Annotated in this window: 21 protein-coding genes; 3 read left to right on the top strand and 18 right to left on the bottom strand. The window is 62.5% G+C overall.

The window, feature by feature from the left end; genetic code table 11:
• Positions 1 to 37: 37 nt before the first annotated feature.
• The 8 genes from benB to DTA15_RS33595 all read right to left on the bottom strand — a co-directional run bounded on the left by benB (position 38) and on the right by DTA15_RS33595 (position 7,234).
• A complete protein-coding gene (gene benB, locus DTA15_RS33630) occupies positions 38 to 526 on the bottom strand; it encodes a benzoate 1,2-dioxygenase small subunit (RefSeq protein WP_006485355.1) in 489 nt (162 codons plus the stop codon).
• Positions 523 to 1,881 carry a Rieske 2Fe-2S domain-containing protein gene (locus DTA15_RS33625; protein ID WP_006485411.1) on the bottom strand — a complete coding sequence of 453 codons (1,359 nt, stop codon included), beginning with the start codon at positions 1,879 to 1,881 and terminating at the stop codon, positions 523 to 525. Before DTA15_RS33625 ends, benB begins: the two co-directional genes overlap by 4 nt.
• 117 nt (positions 1,882 to 1,998) lie before the next feature.
• Positions 1,999 to 2,940 (bottom strand): catechol 1,2-dioxygenase, encoded by a 942-nt coding sequence (gene catA / locus DTA15_RS33620; RefSeq protein WP_006485382.1) that lies wholly within the window; start codon positions 2,938 to 2,940, stop codon positions 1,999 to 2,001.
• A gap of 51 nt (positions 2,941 to 2,991) precedes the next feature.
• Positions 2,992 to 4,128, bottom strand: a complete 1,137-nt coding sequence (locus tag DTA15_RS33615; protein WP_006485404.1) for a muconate/chloromuconate family cycloisomerase — start codon at positions 4,126 to 4,128, stop codon at positions 2,992 to 2,994.
• A gap of 547 nt (positions 4,129 to 4,675) precedes the next feature.
• On the bottom strand, positions 4,676 to 5,194 hold the full coding sequence (locus DTA15_RS39315) for a putative quinol monooxygenase (protein WP_227743124.1): 519 nt from the start codon (positions 5,192 to 5,194) through the stop codon (positions 4,676 to 4,678).
• A gap of 24 nt (positions 5,195 to 5,218) precedes the next feature.
• On the bottom strand, positions 5,219 to 6,244 hold the full coding sequence (locus DTA15_RS33605; RefSeq protein ID WP_012493760.1) for an aldo/keto reductase: 1,026 nt from the start codon (positions 6,242 to 6,244) through the stop codon (positions 5,219 to 5,221).
• A 133-nt stretch (positions 6,245 to 6,377) separates the two neighbouring features.
• The gene (locus DTA15_RS33600) at positions 6,378 to 6,677 is read right to left on the bottom strand and encodes a hypothetical protein (RefSeq protein ID WP_006485387.1); all 300 of its coding nucleotides are present in this window, start codon (positions 6,675 to 6,677) and stop codon (positions 6,378 to 6,380) included.
• Positions 6,674 to 7,234 (bottom strand): flavodoxin family protein, encoded by a 561-nt coding sequence (locus DTA15_RS33595; protein WP_006485396.1) that lies wholly within the window; start codon positions 7,232 to 7,234, stop codon positions 6,674 to 6,676. Before DTA15_RS33595 ends, DTA15_RS33600 begins: the two co-directional genes overlap by 4 nt.
• 158 nt (positions 7,235 to 7,392) lie before the next feature.
• Between DTA15_RS33595 and DTA15_RS33590 the strand changes: the two genes are divergently transcribed.
• Both DTA15_RS33590 and DTA15_RS33585 read left to right on the top strand, forming a co-directional pair.
• A complete protein-coding gene (locus tag DTA15_RS33590) occupies positions 7,393 to 8,349 on the top strand; it encodes a LysR family transcriptional regulator (RefSeq protein WP_006485415.1) in 957 nt (318 codons plus the stop codon).
• A gap of 400 nt (positions 8,350 to 8,749) precedes the next feature.
• A complete protein-coding gene (locus DTA15_RS33585; RefSeq protein ID WP_006485378.1) occupies positions 8,750 to 9,883 on the top strand; it encodes an acyltransferase family protein in 1,134 nt (377 codons plus the stop codon).
• 200 nt (positions 9,884 to 10,083) lie between these two features.
• On the opposite strand, the gene DTA15_RS33580 is transcribed toward DTA15_RS33585, so the two are convergent.
• Genes DTA15_RS33580 through DTA15_RS33540 form a run of 9 tightly spaced genes read right to left on the bottom strand, consistent with a single transcriptional unit; the run spans position 10,084 to position 20,003 of the window.
• Positions 10,084 to 12,441 carry a hypothetical protein gene (locus DTA15_RS33580; protein WP_006485406.1) on the bottom strand — a complete coding sequence of 786 codons (2,358 nt, stop codon included), beginning with the start codon at positions 12,439 to 12,441 and terminating at the stop codon, positions 10,084 to 10,086.
• Complete coding sequence (locus tag DTA15_RS33575) at positions 12,441 to 13,022, bottom strand: phage tail protein I (RefSeq protein ID WP_012493761.1); 582 nt, start codon at positions 13,020 to 13,022, stop codon at positions 12,441 to 12,443. The genes DTA15_RS33580 and DTA15_RS33575 overlap by 1 nt, the downstream gene beginning before the upstream one ends.
• Entirely contained in the window at positions 13,015 to 14,166 is a 1,152-nt protein-coding gene (locus DTA15_RS33570) for a baseplate assembly protein (protein ID WP_006485373.1), read from the bottom strand. Before DTA15_RS33570 ends, DTA15_RS33575 begins: the two co-directional genes overlap by 8 nt.
• Positions 14,163 to 14,516 (bottom strand): GPW/gp25 family protein, encoded by a 354-nt coding sequence (locus DTA15_RS33565; RefSeq protein ID WP_006485365.1) that lies wholly within the window; start codon positions 14,514 to 14,516, stop codon positions 14,163 to 14,165. The genes DTA15_RS33570 and DTA15_RS33565 overlap by 4 nt, the downstream gene beginning before the upstream one ends.
• A 53-nt stretch (positions 14,517 to 14,569) precedes the next feature.
• Positions 14,570 to 15,172 carry a phage baseplate assembly protein V gene (locus DTA15_RS33560; protein WP_006485402.1) on the bottom strand — a complete coding sequence of 201 codons (603 nt, stop codon included), beginning with the start codon at positions 15,170 to 15,172 and terminating at the stop codon, positions 14,570 to 14,572.
• Entirely contained in the window at positions 15,169 to 16,374 is a 1,206-nt protein-coding gene (locus tag DTA15_RS33555; RefSeq protein WP_006485372.1) for a phage late control D family protein, read from the bottom strand. The genes DTA15_RS33560 and DTA15_RS33555 overlap by 4 nt, the downstream gene beginning before the upstream one ends.
• The gene (locus tag DTA15_RS33550) at positions 16,362 to 16,571 is read right to left on the bottom strand and encodes a tail protein X (RefSeq protein WP_006485366.1); all 210 of its coding nucleotides are present in this window, start codon (positions 16,569 to 16,571) and stop codon (positions 16,362 to 16,364) included. Before DTA15_RS33550 ends, DTA15_RS33555 begins: the two co-directional genes overlap by 13 nt.
• Positions 16,571 to 17,461: a phage tail protein gene (locus DTA15_RS33545; protein ID WP_006485408.1), complete on the bottom strand. Its 891-nt coding sequence runs from the start codon at positions 17,459 to 17,461 to the stop codon at positions 16,571 to 16,573. Before DTA15_RS33545 ends, DTA15_RS33550 begins: the two co-directional genes overlap by 1 nt.
• Position 17,462: 1 nt before the next feature.
• A complete protein-coding gene (locus DTA15_RS33540; RefSeq protein ID WP_006485356.1) occupies positions 17,463 to 20,003 on the bottom strand; it encodes a phage tail tape measure protein in 2,541 nt (846 codons plus the stop codon).
• A gap of 29 nt (positions 20,004 to 20,032) precedes the next feature.
• On the opposite strand from DTA15_RS33540, the gene DTA15_RS33535 reads away from it, so the two are divergent.
• Complete coding sequence (locus DTA15_RS33535) at positions 20,033 to 20,275, top strand: hypothetical protein (protein WP_006485393.1); 243 nt, start codon at positions 20,033 to 20,035, stop codon at positions 20,273 to 20,275.
• 132 nt (positions 20,276 to 20,407) lie between these two features.
• Here the strand turns inward: DTA15_RS33535 and DTA15_RS33525 are convergent, their stop codons facing one another.
• Positions 20,408 to 20,737 carry a phage tail assembly protein gene (locus tag DTA15_RS33525; RefSeq protein ID WP_006485398.1) on the bottom strand — a complete coding sequence of 110 codons (330 nt, stop codon included), beginning with the start codon at positions 20,735 to 20,737 and terminating at the stop codon, positions 20,408 to 20,410.
• Positions 20,738 to 20,765 lie beyond the last annotated feature (28 nt).

The raw sequence follows: 20,765 nt of genomic DNA, 5'->3' as shown, positions 1-20,765 counted from the left end.
CGTCACCTCCACTTCCTTTCATGACAGGCCAACGGCGTCAGACGTGATAGACGTCGAGCACCTGCCGGATGTAGTCGTTCTTCAGCACGATCTTCTTGCGTGAAATCAGCAGCGCGTCGCCCGTGCGTCGCAACGTGACGAACATCGTGCCGAAGAAGTGATCGGTCACGCGATAACGGTGGTTCAGCGTGTGAAAGTTGTAGCGCACGTCGACCTCGTCGTCGCGTTCGGCCAGCACCTCGACGTTCGTCACGTTGTGGCTGGTACGCGGCTCGGGCGTCGATGCGCCGCTGCGCTCGGTCTTGATCCGGAACACGCGATCCTCGAGGCCGCCGCGGTCCGCGTAATACATCAGCGAGATCTGGCTCTGCGGATCGTCGGTCGGCCGATCGTCGTCGTCCCATGCGGGCATCCAGTACGTGACGTCCTCCGTGTAGCAGGTCAGCCACGCGTCCCACTCGCGATCGTCAAGCAGGCGCGCTTCGCGATACAGCGCCGCGCAAATCGTCCGGTAATCGAAGCTCATGCCGCCACCTCCCCGCGTTCCTTCTTCAGCGCATCGCGCATCACGTGCACCCAGTGTTCGTGCTGGCACACGAACAGCCCTTCGTCCTCGCTGCGTTCGCCCGAAATGCGCGGGTTCAGCCCCATCTTTTTCGCGTTCTCGTCCGGCCCGTCGACCCACAGCGGCGCGCCGCGCGACAGGTCGTTCCACATCGCCGTGATGCCCGCATAGCCGGCCTGGCACGCGCGGAACTCTTCGAGATCGTCGGCCGTGCCCATGCCGGTCACGTTGAAGAAATCCTCGTACTGGCGGATCCGCGTCGTGCGATCGGCCTCGCTCTCGCCTTTCGGCGCGAAGCAGAAGATCGTGACTTCGGTCCTGTCGACGCCGAGCGGTCGCACCACGCGGATCTGCGTGCTGAACTGGTCCATCAGGAACACGTTCGGATACACGCACAGGTTGCGCGTCTGGTTCACGATGAAGTCGGCCTGCACGTCGCCGACGCGCGCCCGGATCTCGTCGCGGTGCTGATACACGGGCCGCACCTCCGGGTTCATCGTCTGCGTCCACAGCAGTATGTGGCCGTGGTCGAAGCCGTACACGCCCGCGACCGACTTGCTCCAGCTGTTCGCGTCGACCGCCTTGGTGCCGTCCGCCTTACGGCGGCCCATCGTCGCCGCATAGTTCCAGTGCACGGTGCTGACGTGATAGCCGTCGCAACCGTTCTCCATCTGCATCTTCCAGTTGCCTTCGTAGATGTAGGACGAGTTGCCGCGCAGCACTTCGAGCCCGTTCGGCGCCTGGTCGACGATCTGGTCGATGATCACGCGCGCTTCGCCGAGGTAGTCCTCGAGCGGCAGCACGTCCGCGTTGAGGCTGCCGAACAGGAAGCCGCGATAGTTCGCGAAGCGCGCGACCTTCTTCAGGTCGTGCGAGCCGTGCGTGTTGAACTGCACCGGGTATTCGGTCGTCTTCTCGTCCTTCACCTTCAGCAGCTTGCCGGTGTTCGAGAAGGTCCAGCCGTGGAACGGGCACGTGAAGCTGCCCTTGTTGCCGTGCTTGCGGCGGCACAGCATCGCGCCCTTGTGCGCACACGCATTGATGACCGCATGCAGCTCGCCGGTCTTGTCGCGCGTGATGACGATCGGCTGGCGGCCGATCCACGTCGTGTAGTAATCGTTGTTGTCGGGAATCTGGCTTTCGTGCGCCAGATACACCCAGTTGCCCTCGAAGATGTGCTTCATCTCGAGCTCGTACAGCGCCGCGTTCGTGAAGATGTCGCGGCGGCAACGGAAGACGCCGGCCGCCTTGTCATCCTGCACGGCGGTTTCCAGCAGGTGATCCAGGTCGTTCGTAGCGTCGATCGTGATGGACATGATGGCTCCTTCCATGCGCGTGCCGCGTCCTGCAAGCACGCTCGCATCGGTATCGGTTGAATCTCGGGGGGACCGGCCGGCAGCGGCGGCGCACGCGCGCCGCCGTGCCGCCGGTGGTTATGCCGCGGCGGACGCGCGCAGGCGTTCGACGATCTGGTTGTCCTTGCCCTGCACGCGCGGCGTCAGCACGAAGTTGAACTCGATGTCCTGGTACGCATCGGCCTTCATGCCGAGCGCCGTGCCGCCGGTTCTTTCGGTCACGGGCGGGATCAATTCCTCGCGCGTCGCATACGCGAAGTCGTCCCAGATCAGCGGATCGCCGTCGATGTTGAACTGTGTCGTCAGCTTGCGGTGATCGTCGCTCGTCACGAAGAAGTGCACGTGCGCCGGACGGTTGCCGTGGCGGCCGAGGCGGTTCAGCAATTGCTGCGTCGCGCCCTGCGGCGGGCAGCCGTAGCCGACCGGCATCAGTGTGCGGAATTCGTACTTGCCGTCGGCGCCCGTTTTCACCGCGCCGCGCAGGTTGAAATCGCTCTGCTTGCCGGTCGGGTCGAAGTGCGAATAGAAGCCCTTCGAATTCGCGTGCCAGCATTCGACCACCGCGCCGGCGATCGGCTTGCCGTCGAGACCGGTGACCGTGCCGTGGATCACGAGCGGGCCCGCGCCGTCGTCCGCGTCGAGGTCGATCTTCGCGACGCTGTCGCGCACCGGTGCTCCGGCCACGTACAGCGGCCCCTCGATCGTGCGCGGCGTGCCGCCGTCGAGCCCGATCGCCTCGTCCTCGGCGTCCATCCGGATGTCGAGATACTTCTCGAGACCGAGGCCGGCCGCGAGCAGCGCTGCTTCGCCATCCTGACCGAGCTTGTTCAGGTAGTTGACGCCCGCCCACACTTCGTCGGGCGTGATGTCGAGATCGTCGATCGCCTTGAACAGGTCGCCGAGCAGGCGCAGCACGATCTGCTGCGTGCGTGCATTGCCGCCGGTGCCGCTTCCGCCCGCGTTCGACGCGGCCTTCAGCAGGTCCTGCACTTCCCGGGTATCGAAAACTTTGACGCTCATGATGCTGTCTCCACGTGTATTTGGGGGATGACGGTCGTTGCCTGACTCGACTTACCGCGCGACTTTCGTCAGCCCGTCGCGGGTGAAGCGCCTGACCTTGTCCTCGTCGAGCGCGATGCCGAGACCGGGGCCGTCCGGCACGGTCAGTTCGAAGTCGCTGTAATCCAGCGGCTGCGTCAGGATTTCTTCGGTGATCAGCAGCGGCCCGAACAGTTCGGTGCCCCACTGCAGGTTCGCGATACTCGCGAACAGGTGTGCGGATGCCACCGTGCTGAACGCGCCTTCGAGCATCGTGCCGCCGTACAGCTCGATGCCGGCCGCATCCGCGATCGCGGCCACGCGCTGCGCGGCGAAGAGGCCGCCGCTCTGTTCGATCTTGATCGCGAACACGTCCGCGCCGTGCTGCTTCGCGATGTCGAATGCGCTGTCGGGGCCCTGCAGGATTTCATCGGCCATCAGCGCGACGGGGAAGCGGCGCATCAGGCGCGCCAGCGCCGCGGCCGATGCGACCGGCTGCTCGACCAGTTCGCAGCCCGCATCGGCGAGCGCCGGAATCGCGCGCGCGGCCTGCGTTTCGCTCCACGCCATGTTCACGTCGACGCGCACCGACGCGCGATCGCCGACCGCCTTCTTGATCTCGGCCACGTGCCGGATATCCGTTTCCGGCGCTTTCGCGCCGATCTTCAGCTTGAATACGTTGTGGCGGCGCGCGTCGAGCATGCGTTCGGCTTCGGCGATGTCGGTGGCCGTGTCGCCCGACGCGAGCGTCCATGCAACCGGCAGGCGATCGCGGCGACGGCCGCCGAGCAGTTCGCTGACCGGCACGCCGAGCCGCTTGCCGTGCGCGTCGAGCAGCGCGGTTTCGAGCGCGCTTTTCGCGAAGTGGTTGACCTTCGCAAGCTTGCCGACGAATGCCATCAGCGTCTGGACGCGCGTGGCGTCACGGCCGACGATCGCCGGTGCGAGATACGCGTCGATCGCGAGCTTCATCGCTTCCGGGCTTTCCGGGCCGTAGGCCATGCCGGCGATCGTCGTGCCTTCGCCGATACCGGTCACGCCGTCGCTGCAGAACACCTTCACGAGCATCAGCGTCTGGCCGTGCATCGTGGCCACCGACAGCTTGTGCGGGCGGATCGTCGGCAAGTCGACGAGACGGGTTTCGATGCGTTCGATGGTGGCGGAGGACATGGGGCGCGCTGCGTGGGGGCTGTTCATGGAACGGATTTATACGCGGCGGGGAAATGGGGCGTCCAATACTTTTGGGCAGGATTTTTGATACCTGGTGGGTATTGAAATCCGGCCGTGGGCGCGAAATATTGCGGTGCGCCATACCTGTTTTGGTTAGGTAGGCGGGCTCGGAGGGTTGATGGAACGGGGTTGCGCGGGGGTGGGGAGCGGTTGGGCGGGAGCCTATCGAGGCTGCTTGCGGCAGTGGGAAAATCGGCTGAAAACCGGTGCCCTACGGAGTCGGATCAGGGTTTTCCTGAGGGGAAAACGGTGGAGCTGGACGTCCGGCCTTCAGGAGCGGTCTCTGCGAACGATCGAAAGGAGGCGGGCAGACGGAGATTGACGTTGTTGTCGATACGCGTCGTCCAACAGACGCTGACGGCCACTATCGGCCAAAACCGGTCGTGGACCAACAACAGCAACCAGACATCCGGTAGGCAGGTCGAGTTCCGACAACGGACACGCACGCTTTCATGGCGATCCATTCTTCCCATCTGGCCGGTGTTTGTTACGACCGCCCCCTCAATTTCCTGAAGATGAGCGGCATTGCTTCAGCATCCAGCCCATCCATGTCAACCAGTCGCAGGGACTTCACCATGTCCAGCGTCGAACGCTTGTACTTCTTGAAATGCGGCGACTGGATATGTGCGTCGTACGCATCGTGGCTCGCATAGATTTCCACAATCTTGATGTGCGTCGGGCTATCCTTTTGAGCCATCGGGAAAATGCACACTACCCCCGGCTCGACGCGCATCGACGCCTCGGCCTCCTCGTTCAAGATGCGCCGATATGCTTCGAGATGCTGATTGAATATCTCGATTTCGGAGATACGGACTAACATTTTTGGCTCCTGCGCATGGACGTTACCGTGCTGCCCCAACGGCAGTACCGCACACATCACAACGAGCGCGAAGAGGATAAGACGTCGGCACTCGATGAACGGCCCCTTCATATCTATTTTCGCATTCGATGTTCGTCCAGCGGCGGTACGTTCGACCGCGGCGGCGAGTTCGCAAGCTGCCGCCATTGAACGTACCGCCGCTCGCGACATTCAGTTCCGCGGCATTGAAATCGTCGGCGGATGTTCCGGAAGCGGTGGCACGATGCCATCCACCGGATGGGGGACATACGGCGCTTCGAGCGCGGCGATTTCGTCCTGCGTCAGCGAGAAGTCGAGCGCGCCGATGGCGGTTGCCAGATGCTCGGGCTTCGTTGCCCCGATGATCGGCGCGGTGATCGCCGGCTTCGTCAACAGCCACGCCAGTGCGACGTGCGCGCGCGGCACATGATGCGCCTCGGCGATACGCGCGACGACGTCAACCACCTTCTGGTCCTGGATTTCAGCGTTCCGATACATTTGCAGCGCAAAGGCATCGTTCTGCGTGCGGCGCGTGGTTTCGCTCCAGTCGCGCGTCAGCCTGCCGCGCGCCATCGGGCTCCATGGAATGACCCCGACGCCCTGGTCGGCGCAAAGAGGCAACATTTCGCGTTCCTCCTCCCGATAGAGCAGGTTGTACTGCGGTTGCATGGAGATGAAGCGTGTCCAGCCGTTGCGTTCCGCGACGTGCTGCATTTTCGCGAAGCGCCATGCCTCCATCGACGATGCACCGATGTAGCGGGCTTTGCCTGACTTCACTATGTCGTGCAGCGCCTCCATCGTTTCCTCCACAGGCGTGCCGTGGTCGAAACGGTGGATCTGGTAGAGGTCGACGTAATCCATGCCGAGGCGGGTCAGACTGTCGTCGATCGACTGAAGCAGCGCTTTCCGCGAGAGAAACCCGGTATTGGGTGAATTGCGCCACGGAAAGAACGCCTTGGTGGCGACGACGACCTCTTCGCGCCGCGCCATGTCGTTGAGCGCTCGGCCCGTGATCTCCTCGGAGCTTCCGCCCGAATAGATATTGGCAGTGTCGAAGAAGTTGATGCCCGCCTCGAGCGCTTGCCGAAAAAACGGGCGGGAGGCTGCTTCATCGAGGGACCAAGGCTGGGGCAGGCGGGCAGGCTCCCCATAGCTCATGCATCCCAGGCAAAGACGAGATACTTTCAGGCCCGTTCGGCCCAGATTGACATATTCCATGTTCACCTTCAAAGGTCTACGGTCACATAACGCCGATAAGCAGACTGCGGCAGGCCCGTGGTTGACGATTTATCCCGCGTCAGCGCTACACGACAACCACGGACCGACACCGCGATAGACGCTGCCGCAGCAGTCAAGCGTCGCGCGACGCGAACAGCGACTCCCAGCCGACGAACGGGCCGAGCGGAATGATCTCCCAGTCGATCAGGCCGACCTTGGCCAGCGGAAACTCGGCGAGCGCCTGTCTCGCGGCATCGACCGAATCGCTTTCGGCAATGATGGCGACGCCCGGGCGGTCCTGACGGAACGAGATTTCGCGCACGAAGCCCGTTTTATACAGATGCCACGCATGGCGCACTTCTTCGAAAAGATGGGGCTGATAGGCGTCCGGGCTGGCCCCCGGCAGCGGGACGTCGAGACAAAGCAATTTCATCGTGCGGCTCCTGACATGAACTGGCTGGTCACGTGAGCGACGCGCTCGCCCAGATACGCAGCGGTATCGATATCGCTCTCGATGGGGGTGATGTCCGGTGATGCATCATCCGATTGCGCCATCGCGCCCAGCCATCCGCCGACACGATTCTTCTCCTGCGGCGACTTGCCCGGGAAGATATCGAGTCCGACCCAGATCATCCCGTGCTGGGCGGCAAACAGCGCCATCGTGACGAGGGAATTCAGCTTGTCGCCGTGCATGGCGCCCGAATTCGTGAAGCCTGCGGCAATCTTGTTCCGCCACGACTGGGGAATCCACGCGGGCCGCGTCGAGTCCTCCATCACCTTTTTGAGCCTCGCGCTGACGGTGCCGTTGTAGGTCGGCGAACCGAAGATGATCGCGTCGCTCGCGGCGAGTTTTTCCCAGGGCGTATCGCCATCTGCAACGGCGATCAACTGCGCTTCGGCACCCGGCACGCGACGAACGCCGTCTGCAACGGCTTGGGCCTGTTTCGCGGTGTGGCCATAGCCACTGTCATAGAGGATCGTGATGAGCATTGAAGACTCGCAAGCTTCGGACGGAGGGGCGATGTCCACCATTGTCACCAGCGTCACTCATTACGAGAAGTTCTGGCAGGGTTGAACCACCCTCAACTGCAAGTTTAGAATCCGGCTGCGCGGCGACAGGTCGGCGCGATGTCAGTCATGGAGGAAATGTGGATTCTTCGCAGCGTGTTCGAGCCATCGTTTCTCTCGTCCAGGCCGTGGATGCGGGAAGTTTTGCGGCAGCGGCCCGACAATTGGGCGTCACGTCGGCTGCCGTGAGCAAGAACGTGGCGGGCCTCGAAAAAGCACTGGGTGTGCGGCTGATGAACCGGACGACCCGCACACTCAAACTCACAGAGGAAGGCGAGGTGTTTTTGCGCCACGCGCGCATCGCACTTGAAACACTGGATGCCGCGATCGATACGGTTTCCGCCCAGCGGGCCGTGCCGGCCGGGCGCGTGCGGATTTCGACGAGTGCCGCCTTCGGGCATAACCACGTGCTTCCGGCGCTGCCCGCGCTGCTCGCTCGCTACCCGGCGCTGTCGGTCGAGGTCGATTTCGACGATCGGGTCATCGATATTGTCCGGGACGGTTACGACATTGCGGTAAGAGGCGGCAACATCCCGGATTCCGCGCTCGTGACTCGCCCCATTTGTCGCTTGAATACAGTACTGGTAGCGTCTCCCGACTATCTGGCGAACCATGGCGTGCCCGAAACGCCGGATGCGTTGCACGCGCACCGGCTCATTGCACGGCGATTCCTGAGCGGCCAGGTCGCGCCGTGGAACTTCACGGGCGACGACAAAAGCATCACGACGATCGACCCCTCCGGCAAGGCAATGCTGACACTATCCGCACCGGAATCGCTGGTGCAGGCGGCGTGCGATAGCGTTGGCATCGCGGAGGTCGGGGTGCATCTTGCGTGGGATCGGTTGCGTTCCGGTGCGCTGAAGGTCATTCTCCACAGGTTTCACCATCCCGGAAGCTATGAGATGGTGATGCAGTATCCACACCGGGCGCTTGTCGCGCCACGAGTGCAAGTTACCGTCAAACATCTGCTGGAAGCGCTAACGGCGGATAGCAAATTGCATGTGCCTACGGATGCCTTGGATAGCTATAGCGTGTAGCAGTCAGCCATCGTTGTATTACCAAACGTGTGGTTCCGCGTGGAAACTGCGTGTGCAGCATCGCGACGACCGGAAGTATTCATCGAGCGACCGCCGAAGATCGACAAACCGACGTTGCACGTCCGATGCGGTGAAAGGCGACTCTGGGTCGGTAACTGCCACTCGGAAGAAGCGTGAGCGCAGGTCTTGTCGCGTCATCAGATCGCATGCCGCAAAAAACCGCCCCCCCAACTGTCCAATTTGAAGCGCGGCGCGATATTTCAGCACGTCGACGCGCGATAAATTCGGGAGCGGATGTCTTGCGATACGTAGAAAGAAATTGCAGCTGTTGCCGGCAGTAGGCGGTCGGTCAAAACTTGCGGGTGCTAAACTGCGCCCTTCAATTTACTGTGAGCTGACGATGACGAAGGACGTCCCGTACCTGAACGGTCTGCGCGCTTTCGCCGCGATCTGGGTAGTGGTCGCCCATTGCATGATCTGGGGTGGATGGACTCTCACCCCTATACCTGATCCGAAGCTTGCAGTAGATCTGTTCATGATGATCTCAGGCTATCTCATGGCTTACAACGCCAGACTGCGAGATTCGGTCGAGCCGATGACACGACCGTCTTCATGGCTACGCTTCTATATCCGACGATACTTCCGTATTGCGCCAGCGTACTACGTTTCTCTCGTATTCGCGGTTGTCACTTCGACAACGTTCCTCAAGGGCTACAAGGTACTGCAGCTATTGAACCCGGATTTTTGGGGGAGTGGTGGGATCTATGATCCTTCGACTATCACTTACACGGCAGGCAACCTAGCAGCCCACGTCACGTTCGCTTTTGGCCTGCTGCCGCGTTATACGTTCTCCACCATGCTTCCTGACTGGAGCTTGAGTCTCGAAATGCAGTTTTATCTTGCCTTTCCTTTCCTCTATATTCTGATGCGGAAAGCTGGCGCCGTCACCACTGCTATCCTATTAGGCGTATCGGCATTCGCGATCGCTCGCACACTCACCGGCGTGTTCCCCGAGCCCGGTTTCTTGCCACTCAAACTTTCCCTTTTCTTGGTCGGCATGCTGATCGCTGAGATTCCATTCGGCGTGACTTTCCGGCAGAAGGCAGCGATCGCGACGCTGACCGCAACACTCCCTTTTGCACAGGAATCGACTTACCACGGGCAATGGTGGTTGTTGCCGATACTTTCCATTATGTTGTACGTGCTCACAGTCACAGGAACGGAAGACTCGTCTAGGGCAACGTTCGCGACCAAAGTGCTGGGAAGCCGTATGGCATATGCGCTTTCCGATGCATCGTACGGCATATATTTGTTTCACGGCTTCTTCATTGCACTTTCCGGCTCAACACTATTTGGCGACGCGGGCCTGCTGCAGCTGAACGGCAACTATCGAAGTGCCGTACTGTGCGCCATTGCACTACCTGGATCAGCCCTGCTCGCAATGCTCATCCATCGATATGTCGAGCGCCCCGGTGTGAATCTTGGGCGCTCCGCGGCGAACATATTCACCAGCAACACCCCGAAGTTACGCTGATTGCCCTTCGATCGGCTCCGGTAGGCCTGCCAGAAGCGCCTCCGGGACGCTTGAGAAATACGCGTGGTATCGAGGATCGTCGAGTGATACCTGTCCTTGATGGGGCCACGCCAACGGGTCCTGTGGACAGTTGAAGACCGAAATGATCGATGTTTCAGTATCGTCACTGAATTGAACGTTTAGCAACTCCATGCTGTTCCTCAGAATTTGTAACTCGATATAAAACACGAGAAGGTCATCGTTCCAGCGCTTGCCGTTGCAACATAGAACATCGTCTGCGGGGTAACCATCGGCACATCGCTAAACGGTGCGCCAAGGGTTAGGATCGACTGCCCATTCGTGCCGGCCGATCCGATGCCTGTTGACGATCCACTGACAGCGCTCCCTATGATCGATGCGGCGGTCGATCCACAGTTCGTGTACCCCGATACAAGCTTCGCGTTCGGCGGAATGTAGCTTGCCACCGAGAACGGCGCGTAACTAGACTGCTGGACACTTGTGCTCAGAACCGAAAAGCTAGTCAAGTTCACGGTCCGATCGACCTGAAAGCCTACGCCAAACTGGCGACTAGAGTTGGTTGACCATACCGATACAAGCGCACTGGCCGCATAGCCGGCGGGCATGTTGGCGCCGCTGTACACGTTCGGAGCAACGCTTGAAGTCGCATTGGTGGCAAGAAGAGCCGTCGTCCCATTCGTCGGGTTGTAAATTGCATAGATAGCAACAAAACCGGATGCCGGTGCAGTACCAGTATCCATCCCGCCCGCGCCTGTAGTCCCGAGATTGATCGTTGCATTGAAGTTTGCGATTCGGAACGCGGCACCGCCGAGCGCCGTCTCGACAACGATCTCATCTGCCGTAAACGTCGCGGATGCGCTCACCGTCGGAACCGACATACTGGCGTTGCGCATCGATCCGACGACCGAGCCGACGGCCCGCTGCACAAACGCCGTCGTTGCGAGCTTCGTGCTGTTGTCGAATTGCGGCTGCGTCTTCCATCCAGGACCGCTCATCACGCCCGATGCAGGAAGCGACATCGATCCGCCAAACATGACCCACACACCTGACGAAACCAATGTGACGGTGTCTCCCGGATTGAGTACGAGCGTGTTCGACGTAGTGCCGTTGAAGATCGCATCGGACCCAGCCCCAACCAACGTGTATGCGGTCGAGCCGATGTTCGAGAAACGGATCGCCGCACCATTAACGCCAGATGAAAGCAACGGCAAGGTCACGTTATACGGCGAACCTCCGAAGAGCGTATACGCGTTGCCCCAAGCATTGGCATTCAGCGTCGTTCCCGCACTAAGCCCGATCTGATTCCGGAAATTCCCAAGCGCACCTTGAATGAACGCCGTCGTCGCAAGTTTCGAGCTGTTATCGAACTGCGCGGCAGTCGTTCCGTACTGGCTAAACAACTCACCGGCCACGTCCCACTTGATACCGCTTTCGTTAATCAGCTCGAAGAACCCGAAAACACCAACAGCGAATGTGTAAGTGTCAGCTCCGCTGGCAGGCACGTTCAATTGCCCAGGTTTGTTAGCCGCTAGAACGGAAGCAATCGGGCCAGCATACTTGAACACGCGGATTGCAGAGCCGCCTGGAACGGTTGTGGCATCCGGCAGCGTCAACGTGCCGTTTCCGTCCCAAGTGATAAGGCAGCCAACGTCGGATGTGCTGAGAGTGGCGCTTCCTACGTATCCGTTGGCGGATCGGTAATTACCGACTGCTCGCTGCACGAATCCGGTCGTCGCGAGTTTCGTCGTGTTGTCGAATTGCGGCGGCGTCACCCCAAGAATCGTCGTGTAGCTCGACAAGTACCACGCGCCACCGTTGCTGATGAACTGCGCTTGCTCGCCCGCATTCAGAGCGAACGTGTTCGACGTTACTCCGAACTGGCTGTTGATGTTCTCCGATGCATTGCCCTTGATAGTCACGGTGACCGGCGCTCCGATTGTGATCGTCGCACCATTAGGAACGCCAGCCACCGGTGGCAGCGTAAGGGTGATCCCTACGCCGTACGCCCAAATAAACGCCCCCACATGACCGCTGTTCAACGTTGCCGTCGTGGCAATACCCTGGATGCTGGAATACGACTCTCCAGACTGCTTCACGAATGCAGTCGTCGCCAGCGCCGTCGAGTTATCCCCCTGTGCTTGCGTCGGCGCCTTCGGAGTACCAGTAAGGACGGGCGAGTTGATGGGCGCCTTCAGCCCGAGTTGATTTGTAATCGTCGTCGCGAAATTCGGATCATTTCCGAGCGCATCCGCCAATTCCTTCAATGTATCGAGCATGCCGGGCGCTTGGCCGACCAGTTCGGCAAGCCTTGCCGCGAGGTCCGACTTCGTCGCGTACTGCGAATGCGGGTCGGGCGCGGCGATATGCTGCGCAAGCCCGGTCTGCGACTGCTCGACCTGCGCCTTCAGGTAGCGCGTGCGGCCGCCGAGCTGCTTCGCCTGCTTGTTCGAAACCCCGTCCGGGCCACCTTCGACCGGATCGGCGGTTTCGATTTGGTAAAGATCTTCCTCCCATTGGGAAGATTCGACGAGTTTGCCCATTAACTGCTCCCGTGGTTGTACTGTCCGTCATAGTGGGCGGCGCCGTTGTAGCGCATCGGCACACGACGGTATTCGAGACTCGCGAGTACGCATCGAGCCGGCGCGAACGCAGCCAACGTCGTGCGCAGCAACGCCGCTTGATCGTTGGTGATCGCGCGATCGAGCAGGATGACCCGATAGGCCGCCCACAATCCATTGCCGCCATACACCATTACGCTGTCATGGCGGCTTTTCCCATCGTAGTAGGCGCCACCGATGCCCTCGACAAGCTCAACTTCGCCAAAGCCTAGGCGCCGAATCACTTCTCTGACCGCCCAGGGCGTGCCCTTGTAGCGGTGCAGCTCGATTGCCCCTTTGATCAAGGCACGCTTGGCCTCATCCGACTCGGCGAGACTCCAGCCGTCCTCGCCCATCACCGAAAACTGGTCTGCGAGGAACGGCAGTGCGGATGCGTCGACGCCATCGATCAGGTAGACCAGGAGCGGCGACATGTCGATGTTGTCGAGGCGCTCGGCCAACTGGGCGAAAGCCTTGAAACGAGGGTCTTTCGCCAGCGCTGGCGGCAAGAGCAGATCAGCCATTCGCCACCCCGATCGGGATGACACTGACACCCGTACACCGCGCCCATTCGCTGGCGGTCAGCACGCGCAGTGCGAGTCCCGGCAGGTCAACGTCGTACACGCCCTGAACCTGCACGGCGCGACTGAGCTGGCGCGGGACGATATCGCGCCCCAGGCCGGCGGCACGATCGGTTCGGTAGGCTTCTGCGGCCGTACGTGCCTGCGCGATCGTTGTGTCGGCGTCGGCATCCTTGTACAGCGTCAAACGCACGTCGATCGCGTAGTCGACCGGCGTCGGCGATCGGACGTCGACGTAATCGGTCAGCGGCCGCCGACGCTCGTCGGTCAGGTTGTCGCGTACGAGCTGGAGAATCGCTTCGCTAGGCAGCCCCGTGTCGACGAGCGGGTAGACCTGGACGCTGCCTGGCTGAACGCCGTTGACGGAAACCAGCCGGCCGTCGCGCATTTCCATTTCCGGACCGATTACGCCGACGTCGACGATCGACTGGTGCGCGCTCTTGGCGTGGAACACGTACGCGAGCCGGGAGCCCGCCGTGCTGAATGCTTGTGGTGCGAGCCGGATACGCTCACGCAGACGATCGTCCGTTTCCTCCTCGTAGCCGTCCGCGCTGACCTTGGTGTTAGCGACCGTCACGTCGACGTCGCCCAGGTCGTCGACGAGCGAGCCGAGTTGCCCCGGCTGCCAGCCGTTCCCGATCGAGCCTGCGGTTTCGCACGTCGCGGCCACGTCGATCGACAACTGGCCGGCGACGAGCGTCACGTCGGTGTCGGTCGCGAACGAGACAGCGCCGTCGCTCGTCTCGACACGCGTGCCGGCTGCAATCAGCAGGTTCGACGGCAACGCTTCTTCGATCGAGAAGCGCAGCGTCGTCTTCGCGGGCTGCGCCGGCAGCCGCGTCACGCCGACCAGCTCGCCAAGGTAGTCGATCATGGGAGCGCGGGCGAACGCGACAAGGTTCTGTTTCGCGGCCTCCTGGATGCCGACGCGTACGAGGGTTTCACGGTAGGCAATGATGTCGACCAGGACGCGTTCGACCTGCGCCGGATACAGCGTCTTGCCAGTGCGCGCCTCGTAGTCGGCCACGATCTCGGCCGTAATGGCCTCTGGATCACGGGCGATGAAATCCGGTTCACCGAGCGTCATCGCGGCACCTCCGTCTCACGAATGACGCCGTCAGCAAGGCGCCACTGCACGCGGATCGTTTCACGCGACTCAGCGATCGACGGAATGACACGCACGACCTCGCAGCGCGGCTCCCACCGGCGGATCGCGTCGACCGACTCGCGCACAACATGCGGCGTGGCGCGGTCGATCGGCATGTCGAGATACAGATAGAGCTTGGAGCCGAACTCGGGGCGATGCGGATCGCTGCCCTGGGGCGTCCCGAGAATCAGGCGAATCGCCTGATCGATGTCATCCACGCCCTCAACAACGCCTTCGCGGTTAAGGGCCGGCTGCCAGTGAACGGAGGTGATGTCGGAGAGCTGGGTCATGCGGCCATGTTGCCGCGCGACCAGTCGGGGGGATATTAAAGCCGGCTAAAAGCTCAGTGGGAGTGGTGATTCGAGTTGCCGCCGGCATCCATGATGGTGCCAGTCGCGTTCACGTTGCCGTCGACGTTCACGTTGCCCGTCAGCGCAGCGCCATCGCCGCCCGATCCGGCCATGCCGCCCTGGTAGGTCAGCTTGCCCTTGACTGTCACGTTACGCGTGAACTCGGTCTCCGGCACGTCGACCGTCACCTTGTCGGCCGCGCGCAGCATGATTTCCGACTTCGAATCGACGATCACGGTCTGCATGCCCGAGCACGTCAGCGTGTGGGTCGCGCGATCGTACTCGAGCACCGCGCCATCCTTGAAGCGGACGATGAACTTGTTCGGGTCCGTGACGGGCGGGCGATCGGCATCGGAGTAGATGGCGCCGAGAATCACACCGTCCTCGCACCGGCTGTCCAGGAGCACCGCGACCTGTTCGCCGTTATCGTAGGTCCAGCAAGCCTGATCGGCCAGGGTCTTCGGGTACGCGATCGGCAGCCACATGGTCCTCATGTTGCCGAGGTCGGTCAGCCGTACGCGCGCGAAGCCGGGCTTCGACGCACTGACCGTGCCGAACTTGATCGTCGCGCCGAACTCGTCGAGGGTCTCGCTCATTTTTTCTTGCCTTTCGCCGCTACGGGCGTGGTTCCAACAACGCCGACGTCGCCTTTCGCGGTGACGCCGTAGACCTGCAGCCCTTTCGTTGACTTTTTCGCGGTGCCGCCGCCTTTGCCGGCCTGGACGGCGAGCGCCGAGCGCTTCAGCTCGACTTCGGTTTGGTAGCCGCCGCCGCGATCGAGACGATGTCGCGCCGACTCGATGAGGTATTTGCCGGACAGTTTGCCGAGTTCGAGCAGCTCGATCGACGCACCGGCGGCCAGCTTCGTGTCGCCCCGCATCTCGACCGAGCCGCCAGTCTGCTTGAGGTTCGTCCGGTCAAGCGCCGCGCGTGCCTTCGTCTGCAGCGTTGCCTTGGAGCCGGCCCGTGCGGAAAGCCGCAGCGTGTCGCCGCTCGTCGACTGACCGGACTGTTTCCGCTTGCCCGCTGCCACTTCAGACTGGCCGACGACGCCCACGGAGTCACCCGTCACGCCGTAGACGACGAGCTTCTTCGTTTTCGGGTTGTGGTAGCCGACCTTGGCCTGCGCGTAGACGTCTTTGATCTTGTCGCGCAGGCGAATCGACTTCAAGTCGGCGCGCTTGAACTGCTGGACCGCGTCCGATCCTCGCAGGTCGGCGAGTTCGCTGAAGATCAGCTTGCTGCCCGAAATCTTGAACGCATAGCCGTACTCGCGCGCGAGCCGCGTCAGGAACGCTACGTCCTGCTCCTGATACTGCGTGACTCGGTCGATGCGAATATCCCGAATGCGGCCGGTGAGCGTCAGGTGGTTCCGCTTCGCCACGCGAGCCGCGATCGTCGCCAGCGTGGTGTGCTCGTACGCTTTGGCCTTGCGGCTTCGGACCGATGCCTTCACGCCAGTACCGAGTCCGCGGATTGTCACGGTCGACGGCGGTTCGTCGAAGCCAATCTCGTCGATCTCGAAGCGGCCGCACGCGAGCAACGGCGCGCCGGCGTAGCCGATCTTCAGCGTCAGCGCGTCGCCTTTGCCCGGATACCACGCATCGAGCCATCGGCCATCCGTGTCTTCGAGCACGACCTCGATCTCGTCGGACTGGCCTGACAAGAAGTCGGTATACGCCACCGACAGCACGTAGGGCGCGATGTCGTTGGTGATGTTCTTCTGCTCGTACACGAGCGTGAAAACGGGCTCAGGGACGTCGGCAACCGACGTCGGGGTGTCGATCACCGCATCCACGGCGGAAGCTCCTCATCGGCTACGTCGTCGGCCGCAACGACCGGAATCGACAGCGCAATGCCGCTCGCGAGAACCGCCGTAATCGGCACGCTGGGGTTCGCGGCAATGATCCGCTCATAGGCAAACGGGTCGCCGTAATACCGGTAGGCGATTTGATCCCACCGTTCGCCCTCGGTTGTGATGTGGGTCAGAAACATCAAATCCTCCGCGTCGCGACTTTCGCGGCCAGTTTGCTCAGACTCGGCGCCGCGGAACTTAGCGCGCTGCTCGCCGTCGAGAGCTGGCCCGCGGCCCGGTCGATTGCGCCGGTAATCGTCCCGATCGTCGCGTTCGCCAAGCCGCCTTGCGCCGATCGGACCGCATCCAGCGCAGTATTGCTGGCGCGCAGGATGCCGGCCGCCTCGGGAATCTGGTCGGTCAGGGACGCCAGCGCTGGCGACAGCTTCGCCAGTGGATCAGCGGCTTGCTTGATGTTGGTCAGCACGCTCGACGAGCGACTCAATGCTGCGAACGGATCGTCTTTCAGCTTCTGGACGACCTTGACCGCGTCGACGGCCACGCGCATCGCGGACTGCGCCTGGTTGGCCCAGGTCACTGCCTGCTGAATCGTGCCTCGCGCGGTGGCCACCGCCGATGTGACGCTGGAGACCGCCTGCGCGGCCGCCGGCGGCACCTTGGGCTGTACGGCCGGCGGCTTGAACGGGTTTTTCTTGTCGCCGACGAACTCGCGCAGGGTGATCTGTGCATCGAGGGACAGCACGGTTCCCGACGTGTCGGTTTGTTTGCTGGTCGACTGAACCTCGGTCAGTACAAACCAGCCCTTGTAGTCGCCGTTGCCAAAAACGAGCGCCATCGCCTGTTTTGCGCTCACCGCCGCGCGCAGCTTCGCCAGCTCGGCTTCCGGATCGCAATACCAGTAGTGAAACGACAGCGCGATCCGAATCTCGTCGAGCTTGTCGCCCATGCGTTGCAGCCGCGGCTTGCCCTGCAGCAGCGCGTGTTCGGCGTAGTCGGCACCGAAGGTCGCATCGAACCCGTCGAAGTATCCGATCAGGTCGAATTCGATATCTCCAAGAATTGCGAACACGTCAGCTCCTGTACGCGCGGCGCTCGCGCTTCGCGAGCAGGTCGTCGAGCATGCGCTCCAGGTCGCGCAACGACAGGTTGAGCCCTTGCTTGACCTGATCCTTGACGCCGTCCGGTGAGCCGCCCTGGACCGTAATCGTCGGCGAGAAGTGAACCGTGATCCCAGAGCCGGCTACCGATGCGCCAGCCGGCGATCCGCCCCGAGCTGCGTTGATGCGCTGCAGGGACGCCGCGGCCGCGGCCTGCGTCGCCATGCCGGCGGCCGCGCGCGCGGCGACCGCCGACGAGCGCCCGATGCCGATTGCGGCGCCCTGGGCGATGTTGTCGCCGAAGCCCATGAATACACGGGACGGCGACTTGATCCCCAGCGTGTTCGCGAACCACGCTTTCACGTTGCTGCCGAACTCGATCAGCGTGTTTTTCGCAGCCGTGAAGCGATTGCGAATACCGTTGACCAGACCGTCGATCAGGTGGGAGCCGAAATCGGTGAAGGTTTTCGGGAGCCCAACGCCGAACCACCCGAGCACACCCGCGAACGCGGTACGAATCGAAGCCCAGATGCCCCCGAAGAACTGCTTGATCGGCGTCCAGTAGCGGTAGATGAGGTACGCGCCGACCGCGATCGCGGTGATGGCAATCCCGATCGGATTGAGCATCAGCGCGCGCCCGAGCCAGAGCACCGCGCGCCCGGCCAGCATCAGGCCGTTCACGAGCTGGCCGCCCAGGACGCGGGCCAGCAGCATCCCGCCCTGGGCGAGCAGCCGCAGCGGGCCGATAAACGTCATCAGCATGCCCTGCCCGAAAGGGAGCAGCGCGCGGCCAACGACGAGCGCGCCGCGCCCGAATCCCATAAACAGGCTCCCGGCACGCCCGATCACGGCCGCGAACTTGCCGGCCGCGCCCGCGCCCATGCCGAAAATCTGAAACACGGTGGACAGGCGGGAGCCGCCACCGGCCCAGAGCGCGCGAAACAGCGTCCACTTCGCCCCGACCGTCGTCAATGCCGTGCTGACCATGTTCAGCGGCGACTTGACGAAGAAATTCAGGCCCCAGCCGGCCGCGAGCGTCGCGACCTTCATGCCGATCACGGCCGTTGCGAAGCCGACCACGCCGCGGATCAGGCCGGGATGGGCGGCCGCGAACTGCGCGGTGCGCTGGATCAGCGGCGTGACCGTGTTCATCAGGTCCGTGAGCGACGGCAGCAGCGCGCGGCCAACCGTGATCCCGAGGTCCGCAATCTGCGTCTGAAAGCGGCCCCACGCGACGGTCGCCAGCTCCGCGCGGCGCACGTAGTCCTGGTCGATGGTATTCAGCGCCTGCGCGCTACCCATGTCTTTCTTGTTCTGCTGATACTTGTCCCAGCCCTGACGCATCGCGAGCAGGTGGTTGATGGTCTGGATGTCCTGGAACACCTCATTCAGGCCGAAGCTCTCCATCAGCTTGCGCTGTGCTTCCTCATCGCCCTTGGCGCCCGCCGCTTTCCACTGCTTCATGAACGCGTCGCCGCGCGAAGCGATGAACTTCTGTGCGATCTGCAGCGAGCCTTCGTAGCTCGAATAGCCGCCGGCGACAAGGTTGGACATCGATTTCTGGTAGTCGACGCCGGCCTTCTTGTAGGCGTCGATGGTCGCCTTCGCGTTCATGTGCGACAGCCAGTTGCGCAGATTCGTCACGGCTTCGTCGCCACTGCCGGCGCCTTCGCGGCCGACTTCGAGGCTGGCGATGATCTGCGTCAGCGCGTCCTGGCCCTTGATGCCCTTGGCCGCAAACGCCGCGGTCATTTCCGGCAGAGCCTTGGCCATATCCTTCAGCTCGAACCGGCCGAGCTTGCCGCCGTAGGCCGCGCGGTTGAACGCCTCCTTCAGCGCCGCGTCGCCCTTGATCCCGAGCGTCTCGGAGAACGAGTACACCATGCCGGCGAGGTCTTTCATGTCGGCGTTCGTGGCCGTCGCCACGCGCCCGAGCAGGTTCGATTTCTGGCCGGCTTCCTTCGCGTCCATGCCGGCAGCGACCAGTGTGCCGACGCCTTCGAGAATGGAGTTGTGACCCTGGCTCGTGGCAAGGGCCGCACGGCGCATCGTCTCGCCGATCCGGAACTCTTCATCACGGGTCAGGTTGCCGGTAATCGCGATGTCGCGCAGGCCGGCTTCGAAGGTGGCGGCCTGCCGAACAGCGCCGATTACGGGCGCGGCCGTGGCAGCCGCCGTCGCGTATGTGCCGAGCATGTCGGCGCCGAGCCCCTGGCGTTGCTCACGCAGCGCGGCGCCGCGCGCCAGCCGGGTCGCAAGGGCCGCTTGCTTCGCCTGGACCTGATCGATTGTCCGGCCGAGGCGGTCGTACTGGCCGCGCAGCTCGGCGATGTTGCGCATCGGATGCGCAACGGCCCGCGCCATCGCGTCCCCCAGGCGGGTATGCCTCGCGCGCAGCTCGTCGGCGACGCGGCCGAGGCCATTCAGCGTCGTGCGCGTGCCGGAAAGCGCGGCGCCGAAGCTACCGAGTAGCGTCGCGCCGATCTTTACGCCAATATAGAATTCGCTTGCCATACCCTTACCGGAAAGTGACGAGGCCGCTCATGAACATCCAGTCCATCGCCGAAGGCATTACCTACACCGTGATCGCGATTGCCGGCGTCGTGCTCGCCGTCTGGCTGTTCATCGAGTTGCCCTGGTGGTCCGTGCCGATCGTGTTCGGCATCGTGGCGTTTTTCGGCTTCGCCTTCCTCGGGCCGGCCGTCGTGGCCGGCTCCTACCTCATCGCGGCGGCGATCAAGGCCATCGTGTGGCTTTGCGGCCGGCTCGGGCGCCGGGCCGCCTGACATCAGGATTGCTTTGTCGCGTCGACGCGCCGCTTGATTTCCCGCTCCGCGGCGTCGACCCAGTGCCAGTAGTCGTCCATATCCAGTTCAGCGATCTCGGACGGCTGAATCTTCAGCACCAGTAGCAACACCTCATCCAGCGGTCGCAGCGCCGAGTCCAGCGCCTGCGTTTCCTTGCTCGGCGGCTGATCGCTGGGCGCCCGCATTTCCGGCGGTATCCCGTCCCTCAACCATGCTGCGAAAGGAGTCCATGAGCCGCTTCGAGTCGGCGAGGTCGAGTTCGCCGATGTCTTCGACGGTCAGGTTGGTCAGCATGGCGAGCAGGAAATCTTCCTGTTCGCCCGGGTCTTCGCTGTATTTGGCCGCAAGGGCCATTTCCTTGCGCTTGCCGCGACGCAACGTCAGTTCCGTGAGCGTCTGGCCGGTAGCGAGTTTGACGGGAAATTTGAGGGGGATTTTCACGACGTGCTCCGTGGTGGTAGAGCACACA

This window comes from Burkholderia cenocepacia (assembly GCF_900446215.1).
Taxonomy (GTDB): domain Bacteria; phylum Pseudomonadota; class Gammaproteobacteria; order Burkholderiales; family Burkholderiaceae; genus Burkholderia; species Burkholderia cenocepacia.
This window is presented reverse-complemented; position numbering and strand designations above follow the sequence as displayed.